This window comes from Beggiatoa leptomitoformis (assembly GCF_001305575.3).
In the GTDB taxonomy this organism is placed as follows: domain Bacteria; phylum Pseudomonadota; class Gammaproteobacteria; order Beggiatoales; family Beggiatoaceae; genus Beggiatoa; species Beggiatoa leptomitoformis.
The window spans coordinates 2173603-2193800 of the sequence record NZ_CP012373.2; the positions used below are offsets into that span (position 1 = coordinate 2173603).

Annotated in this window: 19 protein-coding genes; 15 read left to right on the plus strand and 4 right to left on the minus strand. The window is 39.9% G+C overall.

Annotated elements, in window-relative coordinates; genetic code table 11:
• Window positions 1-24 precede the first annotated feature (24 nt).
• The 4 genes from AL038_RS09090 to AL038_RS09105 all read right to left on the minus strand — a co-directional run bounded on the left by AL038_RS09090 (window position 25) and on the right by AL038_RS09105 (window position 4705).
• Window positions 25-942 (minus strand): lysylphosphatidylglycerol synthase transmembrane domain-containing protein, encoded by a 918-nt coding sequence (locus AL038_RS09090; RefSeq protein ID WP_062152040.1) that lies wholly within the window; start codon window positions 940-942, stop codon window positions 25-27.
• Window positions 939-1715, minus strand: a complete 777-nt coding sequence (locus AL038_RS09095) for a class I SAM-dependent methyltransferase (RefSeq protein WP_062152044.1) — start codon at window positions 1713-1715, stop codon at window positions 939-941. Before AL038_RS09095 ends, AL038_RS09090 begins: the two co-directional genes overlap by 4 nt.
• Window positions 1716-1794: 79 nt before the next feature.
• Complete coding sequence (locus AL038_RS09100) at window positions 1795-2592, minus strand: methyltransferase domain-containing protein (protein WP_062152047.1); 798 nt, start codon at window positions 2590-2592, stop codon at window positions 1795-1797.
• 49 nt (window positions 2593-2641) lie between these two features.
• On the minus strand, window positions 2642-4705 hold the full coding sequence (locus tag AL038_RS09105) for a putative bifunctional diguanylate cyclase/phosphodiesterase (protein ID WP_062152051.1): 2064 nt from the start codon (window positions 4703-4705) through the stop codon (window positions 2642-2644).
• Between the two features lie 205 nt (window positions 4706-4910).
• Between AL038_RS09105 and pdxA the strand changes: the two genes are divergently transcribed.
• The 15 genes from pdxA to AL038_RS09180 all read left to right on the plus strand — a co-directional run bounded on the left by pdxA (window position 4911) and on the right by AL038_RS09180 (window position 20167).
• Window positions 4911-5900 carry a 4-hydroxythreonine-4-phosphate dehydrogenase PdxA gene (gene pdxA / locus AL038_RS09110; protein ID WP_062152054.1) on the plus strand — a complete coding sequence of 330 codons (990 nt, stop codon included), beginning with the start codon at window positions 4911-4913 and terminating at the stop codon, window positions 5898-5900.
• Between the two features lie 176 nt (window positions 5901-6076).
• Complete coding sequence (locus AL038_RS09115) at window positions 6077-6433, plus strand: NADH-quinone oxidoreductase subunit A (protein WP_062152057.1); 357 nt, start codon at window positions 6077-6079, stop codon at window positions 6431-6433.
• On the plus strand, window positions 6424-6909 hold the full coding sequence (locus AL038_RS09120) for a NuoB/complex I 20 kDa subunit family protein (RefSeq protein ID WP_062152060.1): 486 nt from the start codon (window positions 6424-6426) through the stop codon (window positions 6907-6909). Before AL038_RS09115 ends, AL038_RS09120 begins: the two co-directional genes overlap by 10 nt.
• Before the next feature lie 20 nt (window positions 6910-6929).
• Window positions 6930-7601: an NADH-quinone oxidoreductase subunit C gene (locus AL038_RS09125; protein ID WP_062152062.1), complete on the plus strand. Its 672-nt coding sequence runs from the start codon at window positions 6930-6932 to the stop codon at window positions 7599-7601.
• Between the two features lie 84 nt (window positions 7602-7685).
• Window positions 7686-8939 (plus strand): NADH-quinone oxidoreductase subunit D, encoded by a 1254-nt coding sequence (locus tag AL038_RS09130; protein ID WP_062152065.1) that lies wholly within the window; start codon window positions 7686-7688, stop codon window positions 8937-8939.
• Window positions 8940-9035: 96 nt separating this feature from the next.
• Window positions 9036-9521: an NADH-quinone oxidoreductase subunit NuoE gene (gene nuoE / locus AL038_RS09135; RefSeq protein WP_062155447.1), complete on the plus strand. Its 486-nt coding sequence runs from the start codon at window positions 9036-9038 to the stop codon at window positions 9519-9521.
• A gap of 5 nt (window positions 9522-9526) precedes the next feature.
• Window positions 9527-10819 (plus strand): NADH-quinone oxidoreductase subunit NuoF, encoded by a 1293-nt coding sequence (gene nuoF, locus AL038_RS09140; protein WP_062152068.1) that lies wholly within the window; start codon window positions 9527-9529, stop codon window positions 10817-10819.
• A 67-nt stretch (window positions 10820-10886) separates the two neighbouring features.
• On the plus strand, window positions 10887-13265 hold the full coding sequence (gene nuoG, locus AL038_RS09145) for an NADH-quinone oxidoreductase subunit NuoG (protein WP_062152071.1): 2379 nt from the start codon (window positions 10887-10889) through the stop codon (window positions 13263-13265).
• A gap of 105 nt (window positions 13266-13370) precedes the next feature.
• Window positions 13371-14393, plus strand: coding sequence for an NADH-quinone oxidoreductase subunit NuoH (gene nuoH / locus AL038_RS09150; RefSeq protein WP_062152074.1), 1023 nt, complete (start codon window positions 13371-13373; stop codon window positions 14391-14393).
• An 11-nt stretch (window positions 14394-14404) separates the two neighbouring features.
• A complete protein-coding gene (gene nuoI / locus AL038_RS09155) occupies window positions 14405-14893 on the plus strand; it encodes an NADH-quinone oxidoreductase subunit NuoI (RefSeq protein ID WP_062152087.1) in 489 nt (162 codons plus the stop codon).
• Window positions 14894-14931: 38 nt separating this feature from the next.
• Window positions 14932-15624 carry a toxin-antitoxin system YwqK family antitoxin gene (locus AL038_RS09160; RefSeq protein ID WP_062152090.1) on the plus strand — a complete coding sequence of 231 codons (693 nt, stop codon included), beginning with the start codon at window positions 14932-14934 and terminating at the stop codon, window positions 15622-15624.
• 40 nt (window positions 15625-15664) lie between these two features.
• A complete protein-coding gene (locus tag AL038_RS09165) occupies window positions 15665-16264 on the plus strand; it encodes an NADH-quinone oxidoreductase subunit J (RefSeq protein ID WP_062152093.1) in 600 nt (199 codons plus the stop codon).
• 5 nt (window positions 16265-16269) lie between these two features.
• Complete coding sequence (nuoK, locus tag AL038_RS09170) at window positions 16270-16575, plus strand: NADH-quinone oxidoreductase subunit NuoK (protein ID WP_062152096.1); 306 nt, start codon at window positions 16270-16272, stop codon at window positions 16573-16575.
• 1 nt (window position 16576) lies between these two features.
• Window positions 16577-18541 (plus strand): NADH-quinone oxidoreductase subunit L, encoded by a 1965-nt coding sequence (gene nuoL, locus AL038_RS09175; RefSeq protein WP_062152098.1) that lies wholly within the window; start codon window positions 16577-16579, stop codon window positions 18539-18541.
• A 15-nt stretch (window positions 18542-18556) separates the two neighbouring features.
• The gene (locus AL038_RS09180) at window positions 18557-20167 is read left to right on the plus strand and encodes a complex I subunit 4 family protein (RefSeq protein WP_062152101.1); all 1611 of its coding nucleotides are present in this window, start codon (window positions 18557-18559) and stop codon (window positions 20165-20167) included.
• Window positions 20168-20198 lie beyond the last annotated feature (31 nt).

Below are 20198 nucleotides of genomic sequence, written 5' to 3' on the forward strand. Positions count from 1 at the left end.
TTGTTATTTATATTTTTTAATGGCTTAGGTGTGATAAAAATCCATAATACCACCCACTATTCCCATCACAATATTCAAACCAAATACACACAAAGACAGTGCTAAGGCTTGTTCTATAGGAACACCTAACATTCCTAAAAGACTAATAAATGTTCCCTCACGAATACCAATACCCGCAATAGTTAAGGGTAACAGTAAAGCGATTGAAACCAGTGCAAATATCCAACACCAATCAGCAAAGGCTAGGTAAATATTTAAGTCTATTGCCAGTAACACAATGGCTAATATGGTTAATAGTTGAAAACATGCCCCTAGTATTACAGAAATGAATAATACAGGGGAATTTCGCAAATAATGCAACCAAGCCAATGAAACTCGTTCAAGTTGTGTAGCTATGTTTTCCAACCATTTGAAATAGCGTTTTGTTTTCCATAAAAGCTTATGCAAAGGCTTAATAAACCAATTCATCATAAATAGAATGGTAATTAATCCTAATAACGCAATGATGAGCAACCATAAAAAAATGACAGGTAATAATAAGTTACTATAATAAAATCCGATAGTGCCTACAATTAATAAACCAATCAATCCTGTTATTTTATCTACGACAACAGAGGTTGCTATCGTTTCTATTTCTTGTTTGCCCTTACCCAGATAATAAACTTTAACAGCTTCACCAAATAGTTGCCCAGGTAAGATTAAAGAATAATATGTTGCAATCACATTTAGTTTTAGTAAGTTAGTTAATTTATATTGTGGTAGTAATAATTGCCATTTAGTAGCACTAATCCAGAAAGTAATTGCAATCAATCCTAATGCTAATAATAGGTTTACTAACGTAAGCATTTTAAATAAAGAAAATAGTGCTGATAAATTGGTATTAGACAGAAACCATGTCAATAAAATGATGGAAACACCTAATTTAAAATATTGTTTATTCAACTTGTTACTACTTTTAGCGATTCCGTATCAACCCGTTCAAATAAACCACAAAATTGGTCACCATAATATTTTCTGGTTGATAAGTAGCGAAATAGAAAATAGAAAATAGCGGAAATGGTTTTTTGTGTAAAACCATATTCACCTTGTGTAAAAGAATTATTTCCTGCATTTGTTAAATTATTTAATTCTCTATAAATCGGTGAATAAAAGGGAAAACCCGCATAAAATACTTGACGCGCAACAAAACCTTGTTGTAAAAGGAATTTTTCTACTTCGCCTTGGCGAAAATTCCTAACGTGTCCTACATTCACTTCAAAGGTGCGCATTCTACCTGTTGGAAAAGACAGTAATATATATTTAGTGCTTGCCGTCGCGATAGCGGTTAAGAGTGATTGCCATGTTTCCACATGTTCTAATACTTCAAAACAACAAATTAAGTCCCATGATTCTTTTAAAGAAGTTGTATCATCCTCATGGATAAATTGTAAATTTGGCAATTGCCACGCACTTTTCGCACATTCAATGCCTGTTTTTGAAAAGTCAACACCACGAATCTGTATTGCAGGATATTGGGTAGCGATAAAATGCGTCGTTGTTCCTTCTCCGCAACCCACGTCTAAAATGGAGGTAATCTCTTGTTGAGAAATATTTTTTAATATGTCACTAATTAAGGCACGTAACCAACAACTTGCTGCACCATACTTTTTCATATCGCGCCATTGTTGCCAAGTGTTGTCGTATATCTTTTTGTTATCTAAAGTATTAATTGTCATTACAGTAATAAACCGAAAGTTTTGTGACTAGATAGGCGATGTTTGACTAAAAGTGAATGAAACATAATGAACGTCATATCTAAGTAAACCCTATCCACAGCACGGCAAAAGTAACACCCAATAGTGAATCATTTAAATCATAGTCGTTTGCAATATAAGGTTTTATTTTTTCAAAATGGGCTGTATCAATATGTTGTTCCATCATTTCTACGACAAAGCCTATTTGTTGAAAGATTTCTAGTTGTTCACGTAATCGCCAAACAGGTAAATCACCGGGATTAAGGTAAGAATGCCATGTTTTTTTGCTAAATTGTAGGAAATGATAGGGATATTTAAAAAAATGGTCACGATAATCTACCAGATGTAACATCTTTCCTGTGGGTTTTAGAATTCTTTTTAACTCAATAAATAAATTTTCTAAATTATCAACATGTTCTAAAACAGAGTTTGATAAAATTAGGTCTATGCTATTGTCTGGTATCGTTTGCAGGTTATTTAGGCGTTTTACTTTTTGTACAATAGTTGTTTTTATTACGTCTTTTGGACATAAACGCGCGAGTAAAGCGTCATCTTCTTTAATAGAAAGGGAAATATAGGGTTCAAAAAGAAAAATGTTTCCCCAGTTTTGTAATGCCATGAGATAGCCTGTTGAATTGGTTGCACCAACACCGATTTCTAGAATTGATAAGGCTTCTGGTTTAATTTGTTTTTTTGCAAGATAATGGCTGTATTGCTCAAGAATAATAGTTGGATTTATTTGATTGCTATTTGTTTGATAATAAGGCAAAAACTGACCTATTTTTAGTAGTAATTTTTCAGTTAAAAGAAACTTACGAATTAAGCGGAGTGGAATATATTCCAAGTTGGATAGTAACATTATGTTGATAACGCTTTAAAAGATAGATATTTTGTGTTTTATTTTTGTATTAAATATCATTATGTGTGTTTTTTTCATATTCTATAGTCCATTTGGCAAATTCTTCATGATTTAGGGGTTGGGAATAATAGTAGCCTTGCGCACAATCACAGCCATGGTCACGTAAGAAGTCACGTTGTTCAACTGTTTCTACGCCTTCAGCGATAACACTTAAACCGAGTGCATGTGCCATATCTATGGTGGCGACAGTAATGGCAATGTCTTCAGGTTCAGAAATAATGCCTTTTATAAAGGATTTATCAATTTTTAGGCTATCTACAGGAAAACGACGTAAATAGCTGAGGGATGAATAGCCTGTGCCAAAGTCGTCGATGGTAACACGAATACCCATGTCTTTAAATTGCTTAAGTGTTTTAACTGCTGAATTAGTATCTTCTAGTAATAAACTTTCTGTCAGTTCTAATTCTAAACATTCTGCGGATAATCCTGATTTTTCTAAGGCTTCTCTTACGGAGTCTAATAGGTGTTTGTTGCGAAATTGGGTTGCTGATAGGTTGACTGCAACGTGTTTTAATGGCAGTCCTGCATCTTGCCATGTTTTGAATTGATGAACAGCCGTTTGAATAATCCATTCACCAATTTTAATGATAATGCCCGTATCTTCTAAAATAGGAATAAATCTAAGTGGTGACATCAGTCCATATTGGGGGTGGTAAAAGCGGACAAGTGACTCCATCCCCAGCAGCTCTTTGCTTTGGAGTTCTATTTGTGGTTGATAAACAAGCACAAAGTTGTTTTGTTCAATCCCTCTATTAAGTTCTGCTTCTATTTGTAGGCGCGACATAGCTTCAGCGTGCATGTTGCTGTTAAATACACTGTAGCAGGACTTACCACCCGCTTTAGCACGGTACATGGCAATGTCTGCATCGCGCAGTAAGTCGTTGCTGGACTGGTGGTAGGTGCTGTAGGCAATGCCAATACTTGCTGAAGTTTGTACTTCATAGCCGTCTAGTAAAAAGGCTTGGGCAACTTCTTGGTTGATGGTGCGTGCCAAACGGATAGCATCACTCAGGTTTGAGAGTTCATCAAGCAGTATCATAAATTCATCACCACCTGAACGCGCTAGAAATCCGTTTGTTGGTAGGCAATTTTGTAAACGTAGGGCAATTTCCATGATGAGCCAATCGCCCATATCAGGCCCTAAACTTTCGTTGACCACTCTGAATCTGTCTAAGTCTATGTATAAAACAGCAATGCGGTAATTTTTATTGCCTTGTACATTGAGCATTGCGCGTTCTAAGCGTTCAAGAAAGAAATGTCGGTTAGGTAGTCCTGTCAGTTGGTCTGATTGGCTGGCTTGGAGGAGTTGTTGTTCTGCGAGTTTATAAGCACTTAAATCATGCGTTTCTACAAGTATCCAGACGACATTACCTGTGGAGTTAGTAATGGGACTGACTGCAACCTCTAGGGTTATTGGTTTATTATTGCCTTGCCCTTTAATATTAACTTCATATTTAAGCGTTTTTGCACGTCTAGCAATGCGAATGGCAACATGAAAACGTCGACGTAATTTTTCTGTGAGTTTGTTCCATGGTATATCCCATGCGGGCGCGTTAACGACTTCTTCATAAGATAATCCAACAAAAGTTAAGGCATTTTCGTTAATTTCAATAATAGTACCTTGTGGGTTAAGTAGGCATAAGGATGTTGTCGCTTGCATAAAAGCAGAAAGAAATTTATTCCCCGTTTCTTGAAACTGACGTAAGGTTTCAAAATGGTGAATCATTTGTTTTATTAATGCCCAACTAACATGCGTTTTATTGACGTATTCAGTACGAAGGGAGTCTAAGCGGGGAGCTGCCTTTGGAAACCATGATTTTATTAGAAATATAATGGGTGATGTGGTGTATTCATATAACCAGTCGATGAAAGATTGTTGACTTTCATCGTAAAAAGCGACCAGAAAAATCGTGTAATTATTTTTTTTTATGAGACGTACTGCGTTTTCATGATTGGGTGCCCATTCCATTGTGACAGCATCATCTTGTTCATCAACTAATTGACGAAGTTTTAAATAATCTTGACCATCTTTTTCTATCAGCAGAATTCGCACAGAAATCCTTTTACACTTAACGTAATTTGTAATGGTTTATTCAAATCCACATTGTATGTCAAGCCTAAAATTTTAGGTAAGGAAATTGTCTCGTAATTATGCTAAGCAACGTGATAGTTGCTGCGTAAATGTGATTTTCATTACTATCTGAGCAATTACCGCTTAATTAATAGCTTTGGTCATCATCATAAATGAGGTTGTGTTTATGTCTATTGTTTTTCCTCGTATCGCACTAACACCCGGCGAACCTGCGGGCATTGGCATTGATATTACGTTGGCACTTGCACAACAAGATATTTCTGCACATATTGTTGCTTTTGCCGATCCAAATTTATTGGCTGAGCGAGCACGATTATTGGGTCTTAGCATAAATTTTGATGTCCATGACTGTCATATTCCTACCCCACAAATTGCAGGGACGTTAAAGGTCAAGCCGATTTCATTGGTTGAACCAAGTCATTGTGGCGTACTTAATCCACGCAATGCCTTATATGTATTAACAACTTTGCGTCAAGCCTGTCAAGGCTGCATAGACAAACAATTTGATGCGTTAGTCACAGCACCCGTGCATAAAGGCGTTATTAATGAAGCGGGGATTCCATTTAGTGGGCATACTGAATTTTTTGCCCATCAAACAGGAACAAAAGAGGTTGTGATGATGTTGACAACCTCAACACTTGCCGTAGCACTGGTTACAACACACCTCCCATTAGCCCTCGTTAGCCAAGCAATTACCCATGAAAAACTAACAAGCGTTATACAAATACTCTATCATGATTTACAAGTAAAATTTGGTTTAAAAGACCCACATATTCTTGTCTGCGGGTTAAACCCTCATGCGGGTGAAGGGGGATATTTAGGAGATGAGGAAATCACAACCATTATTCCCGTGTTACAAACGCTCAGGGCAACAGGTATGCGCTTAATAGGACCTGTACCTGCTGATACAGCTTTTACAGCTGATATGTTACAAGATATTGATGTTGTTCTAACAATGTATCACGATCAAGGACTCCCTGTTCTAAAACAACAAGGTTTTGGAGAAGCGGTAAATATTACGTTAGGATTACCGATTATTCGTACCTCTGTTGACCATGGAACAGCATTGTCTCTAGCGGGAACAGGCAAAGCAACGGCTGACAGTTTACTGAGTGCAGTAAATATGGCATTAAAAATGATTAATGCACAATTTTAAAATCACCAAAAAATGACTTAATAAACGATAAGTTACTAATGTTGATTATTTTTGTTGGTATTTATTGGTTGATTTTTTAACCTAAATTATGAAATTACTATATGCTTTCTGGGTATTTCAGCTTAAAATACGCACTCCATTCTCCTAGTGGGCAACCAAGAGGGTAATACCAAGTCATGTTGGAAGATTATTTTCCTATACTTTTATTTATCATAATTGGCATTTTAGTTGGTGTCGCGCCTATTGGTATCGGTTTCCTACTGGGTGCACATAGACCTGATCAAGAAAAGAATTCGCCATACGAATGCGGTTTTGAAGCGTTTGAAGATGCACGGATGAAATTCGATGTACGCTACTACCTCGTTGCCATTCTATTTATTATTTTCGATTTAGAAATTGCTTTTCTCTTTCCGTGGGCGATTATCTTCAGTCAACTAGGCTGGTTTGGTTTTATTGCCATGATGATATTCCTAGGTATTTTGGTTGTTGGCTTTATCTATGAGTGGAAGAAAGGGGCTTTGGAATGGGAATAATTGAAGGTGTTTTAGAAGAAGGCATCGTCACTACAACCGCTGATAAACTCATCAATTGGGGACGGACAGGTTCATTATGGCCAATGACATTTGGTCTTGCCTGTTGTGCGGTAGAAATGATGCAAGCAGGCGCGTCGCGCTATGACCTTGACCGTTTTGGTATCGTTTTTCGCCCCAGTCCACGTCAATCCGACGTAATGATTGTTGCTGGCACCCTTGTTAATAAAATGGCTCCAGCCTTACGCAAAGTGTATGACCAAATGCCTGAACCCCGCTGGGTTATATCTATGGGTTCCTGTGCGAATGGTGGTGGCTACTATCACTACTCTTATGCCGTTGTTCGTGGTTGTGACCGAATTGTCCCTGTTGATATCTATGTCCCCGGCTGTCCGCCAACGGCTGAAGCCCTGTTGTATGGCATACTTCAACTCCAAAATAAAATCCGTCGCACGAATACCATTGCACGTGCCAGTTAAACCTAAAGGTAAGATTCTCTATGTCTAACGCACAAGAAATACTACTGACACGTTTACAACATAAATTTGCCGATGTCCTCCAACAATCCTGTATTAGCTTGGACGAAATCACGATTGAAGTTGAGAGTAGTCACTTACTAAACACCTGTGAATCTCTGCGGGATGAATTTGGCTTTCTCTTACTCGTCGACCTATGTGGTGTGGATTATCTTAACTATGGTGTTGCCGATTGGGAACCCTCCTCCCAAGTAACGGGATCAGGATTTAGTCGCGGTGTTAGCAAGTCCATTTACAAAGAAAATAAAGAAAATGAAACGGCTGATCGTCGTTTCGCAGTGGTTTATCACCTGCTTTCTATTCAACACAATCAACGTCTTCGCCTGCGTGTTTTTGCTAATGGCGAGTCTCCCCGTATTCCCTCCGTCATTGATATTTGGAACGTTGCCAATTGGTATGAACGTGAAGCATTTGATATGTACGGTATTCTATTTGAAGGTCACCCCGATTTACGGCGTATCTTAACCGACTACGGTTTTATCGGACATCCCTTCCGCAAAGACTTCCCCTTAAACGGCTATGTCGAAATGCGTTATGACCCAGAAAAGAAGCGGGTTATTTATCAACCCGTTACTGTTGAAAATCGTGTGCTTGTACCCAAGGTTATTCGTCACGATAATCGTTATGTAGATTAATCCACTGAATTGACACGTAAACTCGTGTTTTCTGTTTGCATTCGTCAAGGCAAAGCAACGAGCTATTGACTAAGGAAGTACAAAATGCCTGAAATTCGTAACTACACCATGAATTTTGGACCCCAGCACCCCGCCGCACATGGGGTGTTGCGTTTAGTCTTGGAGTTAGATGGCGAAGTAATTGAGCGCGCTGACCCGCATATAGGCTTGTTGCATCGTGCCACTGAAAAACTGGCAGAAAACAAGCCATTTAATCAATCTATACCCTACATGGATAGATTAGATTACGTTTCCATGATGTGTAATGAACACGCTTATGTCATGGCAATTGAGCGGATGGTGGGTATTGAACCGCCAATTCGGGCAAAATATATTCGTGTTATGTTTGATGAGATTACACGTGTTCTCAATCACCTTATGTGGTTGGGTGCGCACGCGCTAGATATTGGTGCGATGACGGTTTTTCTGTACGCATTTCGTGAGCGTGAAGATTTAATGGACTGCTACGAAGCGGTATCAGGCGCGCGTATGCACGCAGCCTATTATCGTCCGGGTGGTGTTTATCGTGATTTACCTGATTCAATGCCGTTTTACGAAGCCTCTAAATGGCGTAATCCTAAAGAAGTTAACCGTCTAAATGCAAATCGTAGTGGCTCTTTGTTAGACTTTGTTGAAGATTTCACCACCCGTTTTCCGACATATATAGACGAATATGAAACCTTATTGACGGATAATCGTATTTGGAAACAACGCACGGTTGGCATTGGTGTTGTAACCCCAGAACGGGCGCAACAATTAGGTTTTACAGGTGTTTTGTTACGGGGTTCGGGCATTGAGTGGGATTTACGTAAAAAGCAACCGTATGAAGTCTATGACCGTCTTGATTTTGATATCCCTATTGGTGTGAATGGCGATTGTTACGATCGTTATTTAGTGCGTATTGAAGAAATGCGCCAATCTAATAAAATTATTAAACAATGTGTTGAATGGCTACGTAAGAATCCCGGTCCTGTGATGGTTGATGATCACAAAGTCACTGCACCCAGTCGTGAAACCATGAAAGGTGATATGGAATCCTTAATCCATCACTTTAAACTGTTTACTGAGGGTTATTGTGTCCCCGCTGGTGAATTCTATTCTGCTATTGAGCATCCAAAAGGCGAGTTTGGTATTTACCTAATTTCCGATGGCTCAAATAAACCTTACCGTTTAAAAATTCGCGCGCCTGGTTTTCCACATCTTGCGGCAATGGATGAATTGTCGAAGGGACACATGTTATCCGATGTGGTCGCCATTATTGGTACAATAGATATTGTTTTTGGTGAAATTGACCGTTAAAACATCGCATCTCTATAAAGACTTGGAAACAATCCGATGGCAGAACAAACAGTTTCTACTTACCCTTTGCAGTACATCAGTAAACCGCATAAAGGGATGGCAGACAAACACTTATCAGCCGACCTTAAAGCACAAATTGATCGCTGGATTGCAAAATATCCTAGCGACTGGAAACGCTCCGCAGTAATGCCCTCTCTTACCATTGTACAAGAAGCCAATGGTGGGTGGTTGACAACAGAATTGATGGATGCAGTTGCTGATTACTTAGAAATGGAACCTATTGCTGTTTACGAAGTAGCAACATTCTATTCCATGTATGAACACAAACCCGTTGGACGCTATAAAATTTGTGTTTGCACCAATGTCTCCTGTATGTTGTGCGGTTCAGATGAAATTGTTGAACACTTACAACAAAAATTAGGGGTTGGATTTGGTGAGGTCACAACTGACGGTAAGTTTAGTTTAAAAGAAGTGGAGTGCCTCGCTGCTTGTGGTGGTGCGCCAATGATGCAAATTGGCAATAAATATTATGAAAATTTGACACCTACCCAAGTAGATGAAATTCTAGCGAGTCTGGAGTAACAATTATGGCGAACGAAGTCTGTTTTCAGCACATCCATTTAGACAAATCATGGACATTACCTGTTTACGAACAGAGTGTAAGCGGTTACGCTGTTTGGCGTAAGATTCTACAAGAAAAAACACCACCACAACAAATCATTGACCAAGTGAAAGCCTCTGGTTTACGCGGACGCGGTGGGGCAGGATTCTCTACAGGATTAAAGTGGAGTTTCATGCCTAAAAGCCCTGATATTCAAAAATACCTTGTCTGTAATTCTGATGAAGGTGAACCGGGAACTTTTAAAGACCGCGATATTCTTCGCTACAACCCTCATGCAGTTATTGAAGGGATGGCAATTGCAGCCTATACCATCGGCGCAACCGTTGCCTACAACTATATGCGTGGTGAATTTCGCGAGTCTATTGAACGCTTTGAAGCCGCATTGCAAGAAGCCTATGATGCTGGGTTATTAGGCAAAAACATATTAGGTTCAGGTGTTAATATTGACCTTTATACACATCATGGTGCGGGTGCGTATATTTGTGGTGAAGAAACTGCCTTACTAGAATCCATTGAAGGTAAAAAAGGGCAACCTCGTTATAAGCCCCCTTTCCCTGCTAGTTATGGTTTGTTTGGCAAACCAACAACCATTAATAATACTGAAACCTTTGCGTCCATCCCCACCATTTTAAACAAAGGGGCGGAATGGTTTTTAGGCTTAGGTAAACCAAATAATGGTGGTTCAAAGATTTTTGCTGTTTCTGGACACGTTAATAAACCGGGCAATTATGAAATCCCAATGGGTACGCCCTTTGCCGAATTATTAGAAATGGCGGGGGGAATTCGCACGGGACATCAACTTAAGGCAGTTATCCCAGGCGGGTCATCTGTGCCTGTATTAAAAGGCGACGTGATGATGAAACTCACGATGGATTACGACTCCATTGCTAAGGCAGGTTCCATGCTAGGTTCAGGAGCGGTCATCGTGATGGATGAAACAACCGATATGGTTCGTGTCCTAGATCGTATTTCTTATTTCTATTATGAAGAATCTTGCGGTCAATGTACCCCTTGTCGGGAAGGGACGGGCTGGTTGCATCGTGTTGTCCATCGTATTCGCATGGGGCAAGGTAAAAACGAAGATTTAGAACTACTGAGCAACATCGCTAATAAGATTATGGGCAAGACAATTTGTGCGTTAGGTGATGCGGCATCCATGCCTGTTTTAAGTTTTGTCCGCGAATTTCCTGAAGAATTTAAGCATTACATTGAGCATGGTCATTCTTTATTGGATACAAAGCGTGCTGAGGCAGCTTAACCCATTATTTATGAAGAATGATAATGTTGTTAGCATATGTATTACCCTACTATTTGGTGATTGAAGAATGGCAACCATTGAAATAGACGGCAAGACTTACGAAGCAGAACCCGGCACGATGTTGATTAAGGTCACAGATGCAAATGGGATTGATATTCCACGTTTTTGCTATCACAAAAAGCTGTCGGTAGCTGCTAACTGCCGTATGTGCCTCGTTGAAGTGGAAAAAGCCCCGAAGCCCATGCCTGCCTGTGCGACACCTATTATGGACGGTATGAAAGTCTATACCCGTTCAACAAGAGCGTTGTTAGCACAAAAAGCGGTGATGGAGTTTCTACTCATTAACCACCCGCTTGATTGTCCCATTTGTGACCAAGGCGGAGAATGCGAATTACAAGATATTGCTGTCGGCTACGGTGGGGATGTATCTCATTATCAAGAAGGCAAACGAGTTGTTGCGGATAAAAATTTAGGCCCGCTGGTTGCGACAGAAATGACGCGTTGTATTCATTGCACGCGCTGTGTGCGCTTTAGTGATGAAATAGCAGGCATGATGGAGCTGGGTGCAACAGGGCGTGGTGAACACACCAAGATTGGTACTTACATTGCAAAAACCGTCGATTCCGAATTGTCTGGTAACATTGTTGATCTCTGTCCCGTTGGTGCATTAACCAATAAAGTGTTTCGTTTTTCTGCTCGCGCTTGGGAAATGCAACAGTACAACGGTATTGCACCCCATGATGGAATTGGCTCACATGTACATTTGCATGTGCGTCGTGATGAAGTCATGCGTGTTGTGCCTAAAGAAAATGAAGCCATTAATGAGATGTGGTTATCCGACCGTGACCGTTATGGTTATACTGGGTTGAAAGCGGATGACCGTTTAACCACGCCCATGATTAAAAAAGATGGGCAATGGCATGAAACGGATTGGGAAACTGCTTTAAGTGTTGCCGTTGATGGATTGAAAAAAGTTATTAAAACTCATCAGAGCAAAGCGATTGGTGCATTAGCCAGTCCCACTGCAACGCTAGAAGAGCTTTATTTGTTACAAAAACTCTTGCGTGGTATTGGTAGTCATAATATTGATCACCGTTTACGCCAATCTGATTTTAGTCAGCAAGATACTGCACCACTATATCCTGCATTAGGTCAAACCATTAGCGAACTGGAAACTGCCCAAGCTGTTTTAGTCATTGGTTCACACATTCGTAAAGAACAACCTTTATTGAATCACCGTCTGCGTAAAGCCAGTTTGCGTGGTGGTAAGATAATGTTTGTTAATCCAATACGTTATAATTTTAACTATCCTGTTGCGGCTGAGTTAATTACACCACCAGCACAATTAGTAGCAACACTTGCAGGAATTGCAAAAGCCTTATTGTTAAAACAACCTGTTACGATTCCTGATGGTGTTGATAGTTTGTTAACCTCTGTCACTCCTGATACGAGTCAACAACAGATTGCTGACATACTTTTGGCGGGTGAACAAAGCACGATTTTACTGGGTAGTTTAGCAACAGCGCATCCTCTATATGCCACTGTCTGTGCATTAGCCAACGCAATTGCTCAAATGAGTAGCAGTAAGTTAGGCTATTTAGCTGAATCTGCTAATACGGTGGGGGCTTGGTTAGCAGGTGCATTGCCACATCGTAGTGTTGCTGGTGAAGTTTTAAAAACATCAGGATTAGACGCACAAGCCATGCTGACCAGTGGCGTAAAGGGTTATGTGTTGTTAGGTGTAGAACCCGAATTAGATAGTATTTGGGGAACGACTGCACTACAAACACTAAAACAGGCTGATTTTGTTGTGTCAGTAACAGCATACTGTACGCCCGCGATAGAAAGTTATGCGCATGTTGTGTTGCCAATGAGTCTTTATGCGGAAACATCAGGAACTTTCGTAAACACAGAAGGTAAATGGCAGAGTTTCACTGGTGCTATAAAACCTTGTGGTGATATTCGCCCTGCATGGAAAATATTGCGTGTTTTAGGCAACCTATTCAATTTAGCTGGATTTGATTACGTGTCATCCGATGAAGTACGTGATGAAGTTAGCCAATTGATTGGGGATAAAAGTGTAGTTACAATCGTCAATAACATGTTGCCTGCTCAACTACCGACAACAACTGTCATTAACGGATTGCAACGAATTACTGAGTTACCTATTTATGCAGTAGATGCACTAGTAAGACGCGCTAAAGCCCTACAAGAAACAATTGATGGCAAGACGACCAATGGTATTCATCTTAATGCGGTCACTGCAAATAAACAGGGACTGAGCAAAGCATCACAGGTAAAAGTTAAACAAGATGAAGTGACTATCCAATTAACATTGGTAATTGATGAGCGTGTTCCTGACGATTGCGCCCTGATTTATGCAGGGCAAGCAACTACTGCTGTGTTAGGTACGTGGCATGGTGGTTTAAAACTCAGTGTTGCATAGGTAATGAAGTGATGATAGGGATAAATGCGAGGGTAAAGTAGTTATCCCTATACTTCAAATATCAAACGAATAACCCTATAGTTTTCAGTAAATATGGACTTCCCCATGCTTGAAACACTCTATTACATAATTAAGATTGTTGCTATTGTTTTGCCTCTGATGGCGTGCGTGGCTTATTTAACACTCGCTGAACGTAAAATCATTGGTTATATTCAAATTCGTTTGGGACCTAACCGTGTTAATCTTTTAGGTTTAAAAGGATTCGGACAGCCTTTAGCAGATGCGATTAAGTTGATGTTTAAGGAAATCATTATTCCATCAAATGCTAATCGTTTTCTCTTTTTATCTGCGCCTGTTCTCTCAATCGCACCTGCGCTTGCCGCATGGGCTGTAATCCCTTTTTCTGAAGGATTAGTATTAACCAATATCAATGCGGGATTGCTCTACATTTTGGCAATGACTTCATTGGGTGTTTATGGTGTCATAATCGCTGGTTGGGCCTCTAACTCCAAATATGCCTTCTTGGGTGCAATGCGTTCCGCAGCACAAATAGTTGCTTACGAAATTGCGATGGGTTTTGCTTTAGTGGGTGTTCTGATGGCGGCCAGTAGCTTGAATTTAAGTCAAATTGTTTTGAAACAATCTGGTGGTCTATTGCATTGGTACTGGTTACCGCTATTACCTTTATTCGTCATTTATTTTATTTCGGCCGTAGCAGAAACAAACCGCGCTCCCTTTGACGTAGCTGAAGGGGAATCCGAAATTGTGGCAGGATTTCACGTAGAGTATTCAGGCATGTTGTTCGCCGTGTTCTTTTTAGCTGAATATGCCAATATGATTCTTGTTTCTGCACTGGCAGCACTGATGTTTTTAGGCGGCTGGTTATCTCCTTTCCAAGGAATTTCCGCTTTTGAAGGTAGTCTGCTTGCACAACATGGATTCATCTGGTTTGCACTTAAAGTTTCTCTGTTCTTATTCTTATTTTTGTGGTTTCGTGCAACATTCCCACGTTATCGTTATGACCAAATCATGCGTTTAGGTTGGAAAGTCTTTATTCCTATCACTATCGTTTGGATTGTTGTTGTTGGATTTGCTGTGTTAGCGAAATTACCACCTTGGTTTGCATAAGGTTTATCATCATGAACAGAGCATTAAATTATTTAAGAAGTCTTTTTCTGTGGGAACTGGTTAAAGGAATGCGCCTAACAGGGCGATATTTGTTTGATAGAAAAATTACCATACAGTATCCCGAAGAAAAAACCCCCTTGTCCCATCGTTTTCGTGGATTGCATGCACTACGGCGTTATCCTAATGGTGAAGAACGTTGTATCGCCTGTAAACTATGTGAAGCTGTCTGTCCTGCGGTTGCCATTACAATTGACTCCTCAGTACGTGAAGACGGTACGCGACGTACAACACGCTATGACATTGATTTAACAAAATGTATTTTCTGTGGTTTTTGTGAAGAATCCTGTCCTGTTGATTCCATTGTTGAAACCCGTATTTTTGAATATCACGGTGAGCAGCGCGGCGATTTATTAATGACTAAAGAAAAGTTACTGGCTGTTGGCGATAGAATGGAGAAGCAGTTAGCCGCTGATCGCGCTAAGGATTCACGTTATCGTTGATGCTTTGCTTCTCCTTAGCTAAACAAGGAGAAATACCTATGCGGTTCATGAAAGTTCTACTCTTCCCTTTGTTATTGGGGATAGCTCCGGTAGCTTATTCAGAACCTACCCTGCCGGCGGTTGGATATCCAGAAAAAGAATATTATGAAAATGGTGTTGTTCATTTTGAATATTCTTATCTGAATGAGAAGTTTCACGGACAAGTCCGTGAGTTTTACGAGACAGGGGAAAAAAAAGGAGAGTTCAACTTTAAAGAAGGTAACTTGGTATCTTCTAAAGAATTTCTCAAAGATGGTAAGCTGGAGCGTGAAATAAAAATCGTTGGTGGTAATCGGCAAGAAACGCAAATTCAATATTACCAAACGGGCGAGAAATTACGCGAAAGAACATTGCTCAATAATAAGTTGAATGGTCAAGAAACCGAGTATTACCAAAATGGGCAGTTAAAAGCCACCCGTTCTTATCGTAATGACAAACGGGATGGCTATGCAAAAGGCTATCATAACAATGGCAAATTACAAGGTGATTGGGAATTTGTGGATGGTGAGCCTGTCTCAGCCCTGATTTATTATCGAAGTGGTGAGTTATGGATGAAACATCATTTCGAAAACGGCAAGCTTAATGGTATTACAGAAGAATACGACAAAGACGGTAAGTTAGTTGCCGAACGTTACTATGAGGATGATCGCCTTGTAAAACGCCAGCGCGTAACGGGTTTCAGACTTTGGTAATGAGTCATTTGGTTCAAACAAAAACAGCATAGAGTACTATATGATATCCGAAAAACTTCTTTTCTATCTTTTCGCCCTAATCTTGGTTTTTGCCGCTAGCCGTGTAATTAGTGTCCGAAATCCTGTTCATGCCGCTATGTTTTTGGTATTAGCGTTCTTCTCGTCAGCTGCTATTTGGTTATTACTCAATGCAGAGTTTTTGGCTATCGCATTGGTATTAGTGTATGTTGGCGCAGTGATGGTGTTGTTCTTGTTTGTGGTGATGATGTTGGACATTAATATCACCGTATTACGAGAAGGATTCACACGCTACTTGCCTATTGGTATCTTTGTCAGTGCTCTCATTCTTGTTCAAATGACATTGGTTTTATGGAATGCTAAAGGTCATTCTGTTGAACCTATTGGCATGATGATTGACGGCAAATCTAATACTGAAGCAATAGCACACGTGCTTTATACTACCTATGTTTACCCATTTGAAATTGCCTCAGTAATTTTGTTAGTTGCCATTATTGCAGCAATTACCTTGACTATGCGTTCTTCTCGTCGCACGAAGTATCTGACCCCTGAAAAGCAGATTAATGTTCGTCGCGAGGATCGTATTCGCCTTGTTAAGATGCCAGCCGAAAAGAAGGACTAATCCCCATGCTTGTTCTTTCTGACTTCCTAATTTTAGGAGCGGTTTTGTTTTGTCTGAGTGTAGCGGGTATTTTTCTTAATCGGAAGAATATCATTATTCTGTTAATGTGCATTGAATTGATGTTACTCTCTGTCAATATGAATTTCATCGCTTTTTCCTATTTTAATGCAGATATTGCAGGACAAATTTTTGTGTTCTTCATTCTCACAGTGGCTGCCGCTGAATCTGCTATTGGATTAGCCATTCTAGTCGTCTTATTCCGTAATAAGAATACGATTAATGTTGAAGACTTAGACAGCATGAAGGGTTGATATGCAAACAATTTATCTGACTATTGTGCTGGCACCGTTAGTGGGTGCAATTATTGCGGGACTGTTTACTGTCAGTCGTCGTGCTGCGCATACGGTGACCATTCTTGGTGTAGCTACTGCCTGTATTCTCTCGTTATTTGTTTTTAAACATATTGCGATTGATGGAAATGAGCCTTTCAATGAAACCTTATATACTTGGTTGATGTCGGGAAGTGTTCGTTTCGAGGTTGGATTCTTAATAGACACGCTAACCACTACAATGATGGTGGTAGTCACTTTCGTATCATTAATGGTTCATATCTACACCATCGGTTATATGGCTGATGATCCGGGTTATCAACGGTTCTTTAGTTACATTTCATTGTTCACGTTTTCCATGCTGATGCTGGTTATGTCTAACAACTTCTTACAACTCTTTTTTGGTTGGGAAGCCGTTGGTTTAGTTTCTTATTTGTTGATTGGTTTTTGGTTTCAACGTGAAACAGCGATTTATGCCAATTTAAAGGCGTTTTTGGTCAATCGTGTGGGTGACTTTGGTTTCTTGTTGGGCATTGCTGCGGTATTGATGTACTTTAACAGTTTGAATTATGCGGATGTTTTTGCGCAAACCGAAACTTTTAAAGATACAATGATTCAAATTATTCCAGGATGGGATTGGTCTTTAATAACAGTTATTTGTATTCTGTTATTTATTGGTGCAATGGGTAAGTCCGCACAAGTGCCTTTACATGTTTGGTTACCTGATTCTATGGAAGGTCCTACGCCCATTTCAGCCTTAATTCATGCTGCAACCATGGTGACTGCTGGTATTTTTATGGTTGCTAGAATGTCGCCCTTATTTGAACTGAGCGAAACCGCATTAAGTTTTGTTCTAATAATAGGTTCAATTACAGCGTTGTTCATGGGTTTCTTAGGGTTAGTGCAAAACGATATTAAACGAGTTGTGGCGTATTCAACCTTATCACAGTTGGGCTACATGACCGTAGCGTTGGGTGCATCTGCCTATGCGGCGGGTATCTTCCATTTGATGACTCATGCCTTTTTTAAGGCACTGCTTTTCTTAGCGGCAGGTTCTGTTATCGTTGCTATGCATCATGAACAGGATATTCGTAAGATGGGTGGTTTGTACAAGTACATGCCCATTACCTATATTACTTCCTTGATTGGTTCTTTAGCATTAATTGGTTTTCCAGGTTTTGCTGGGTTTTTCTCCAAGGATGCCATTATAGAAGCGGCTCATCATGCGAGTGAAATAGGACGCACAGGTGCTGGATTTGCTTATTTTTCTGTTTTGATTGGTGTATTTATCACAGCATTATATAGTTTTCGTATGTTTTTCTTAGTTTTTCATGGGAAGGAACGTATAGATGAACACACACGCAAACACTTACATGAAACGCCCGCTGTTATCACTGTCCCGCTTGTATTGCTTGCTATTCCATCAGTTATCATTGGGGCACTGTTTGTAGAACCCATGTTGTATAGCAAATTCTTTGAAGGTTCTATTTTTGTGGAAGAAGCACATCGTGTTTTTGAAGCAGAAGAATATCATGGTGTGTTAGCGTTTATTAAACATGGTATGGGAATGCCTCCCTTTTGGTTAGCAATGGGTGGGCTATTTACTGCAGCTTATTTGTATCTCATTCAACCACAATTAGTAACCCGTATCACTGAGCTATCAGTTGTGCAGAAAATTCAAAAGGTGTTGCTAAATAAATATGGGTTTGACCAATTTAATGCATGGTTCTTTGCAGGTGGGTCTTTGCGCATTGGGTTTTGGTTGTGGCGGTTTGGTGATGTCAAAACGATTGACGGCTATATTGTCAACGGGTCGGCAAAAATGGTGGGATGGTTGTCAGGTACAATGCGACATGTACAAACAGGTTATCTCTATCACTATGCGTTTGCCATGATAATCGGACTTGCTGTGTTACTCAGTGTGTTTGTCCTTTACGGTACTGCTTAATTTAAGGAAAACAGGATGTTTGCTGACTTACCTTTACTCAGTTTATTAATTTGGCTGCCTATTTTGGGCGGTCTTTGGGTGTTGGCAGTGGGTCGTCAGGACAATGGTGGCTCCACAGCAAAACCCGTAGCACTGGCAATTTCTATTGTTACGTTTGTGTTGTCTTTGCCACTATTTTTTGGTTTTGATAGCACAACGCCCGCCATGCAATTTAGCGAAAAATTGGCTTGGATTCCCGCTTTTAATATCTACTATCATTTAGGCGTAGATGGTATATCCATGCCATTGATTATCTTAACCTCTTTTACAACAATTTTGGTTGTTTTAGCGGGTTGGGAAGTGATTCAATACAAGTCTGCACAATACATGGCATCCTTTCTTATTATGGAAGGTATCATGATTGGCGTGTTTGCTTCTTTAGATGCCATTCTTTTCTATGTTATGTTTGAGGCAATGCTTGTTCCAATGTTTATCATCATTGGGGTTTGGGGGGGAGTCAATCGGATTTATGCAACGATTAAATTCTTTCTTTATACCTTTTTGGGTTCAGTCTTTATGTTAATTGCCTTGTTGTATCTTTATACGCAATCAGACAGTTTTTACATTTTAGACTATCATCAGTTAAAAATTGGATTTCAAGCTCAAGTTTTTATTTTCTTTGCCTTTTTTATGGCGTTCGCGGTTAAAGTACCTATGTGGCCTGTGCATACATGGTTACCTGATGCACACGTAGAAGCACCAACGGGTGGTTCTGTCATTCTAGCGGCTATCATGTTGAAATTAGGTGCTTATGGTTTCTTACGTTTCACGCTGCCAATTGTACCTGATGCCAGTAAAGATTTAGATTGGTTCATGATATTTTTATCTTTAGTGGCTGTTGTCTATATTGGTTTTGTCGCGCTTGTGCAAAAAGATATGAAGAAACTGATTGCTTATTCCTCCATTTCACACATGGGGTTTGTCACTTTGGGTTTCTTTATGGTTTTTCGCATCTTAGGAAACACAGCTATTCCCCATGAAATGGCAACGGCTGGTGCTGCAATGGGTATGCAGGGTGCGATGGTGCAAATGATTTCTCATGGATTCATTTCTGGTGCAATGTTCTTATGTGTCGGTGTGTTATATGACCGTTTGCACAGCCGTATGATTCATGATTATGGTGGTGTCGCCAATACCATGCCATTATTTGCCATGTTCTCTGTCTTTTTTGCCATGAGTAATTCAGGATTACCGGGAACATCTGGTTTTGTGGGTGAATTTTTGGTTATTTTGAGTGCATTTAAAGCAAATTTCTGGATTGCTTTTCTGGCAGCTACAACCCTGATTTTGGGGGCAGCTTATACCTTATGGATGGTTAAACGGGTGATTTTTGGTAAGGTTCATAATTACAATCTTGACCATTTAGATCGTTTCTCTAATCGTCGCAGACGGCGTGCTGAATCTGAACAACTTGCTCCAACAGGTGTCGCTACATTGCATGATATAAATGCAAGAGAAATAACTATTTTAGCAATCCTTGCTGCAATGGTTTTATTCTTTGGTATTTATCCCGCACCATTATTAGAAGTAATGCAAGTTTCAGTACAACACTTGTTAGAACATATTTCGCAATCCAAATTGATGTAAGCGGTTAGTGGTGTTCTCTTTTGGGGAACAC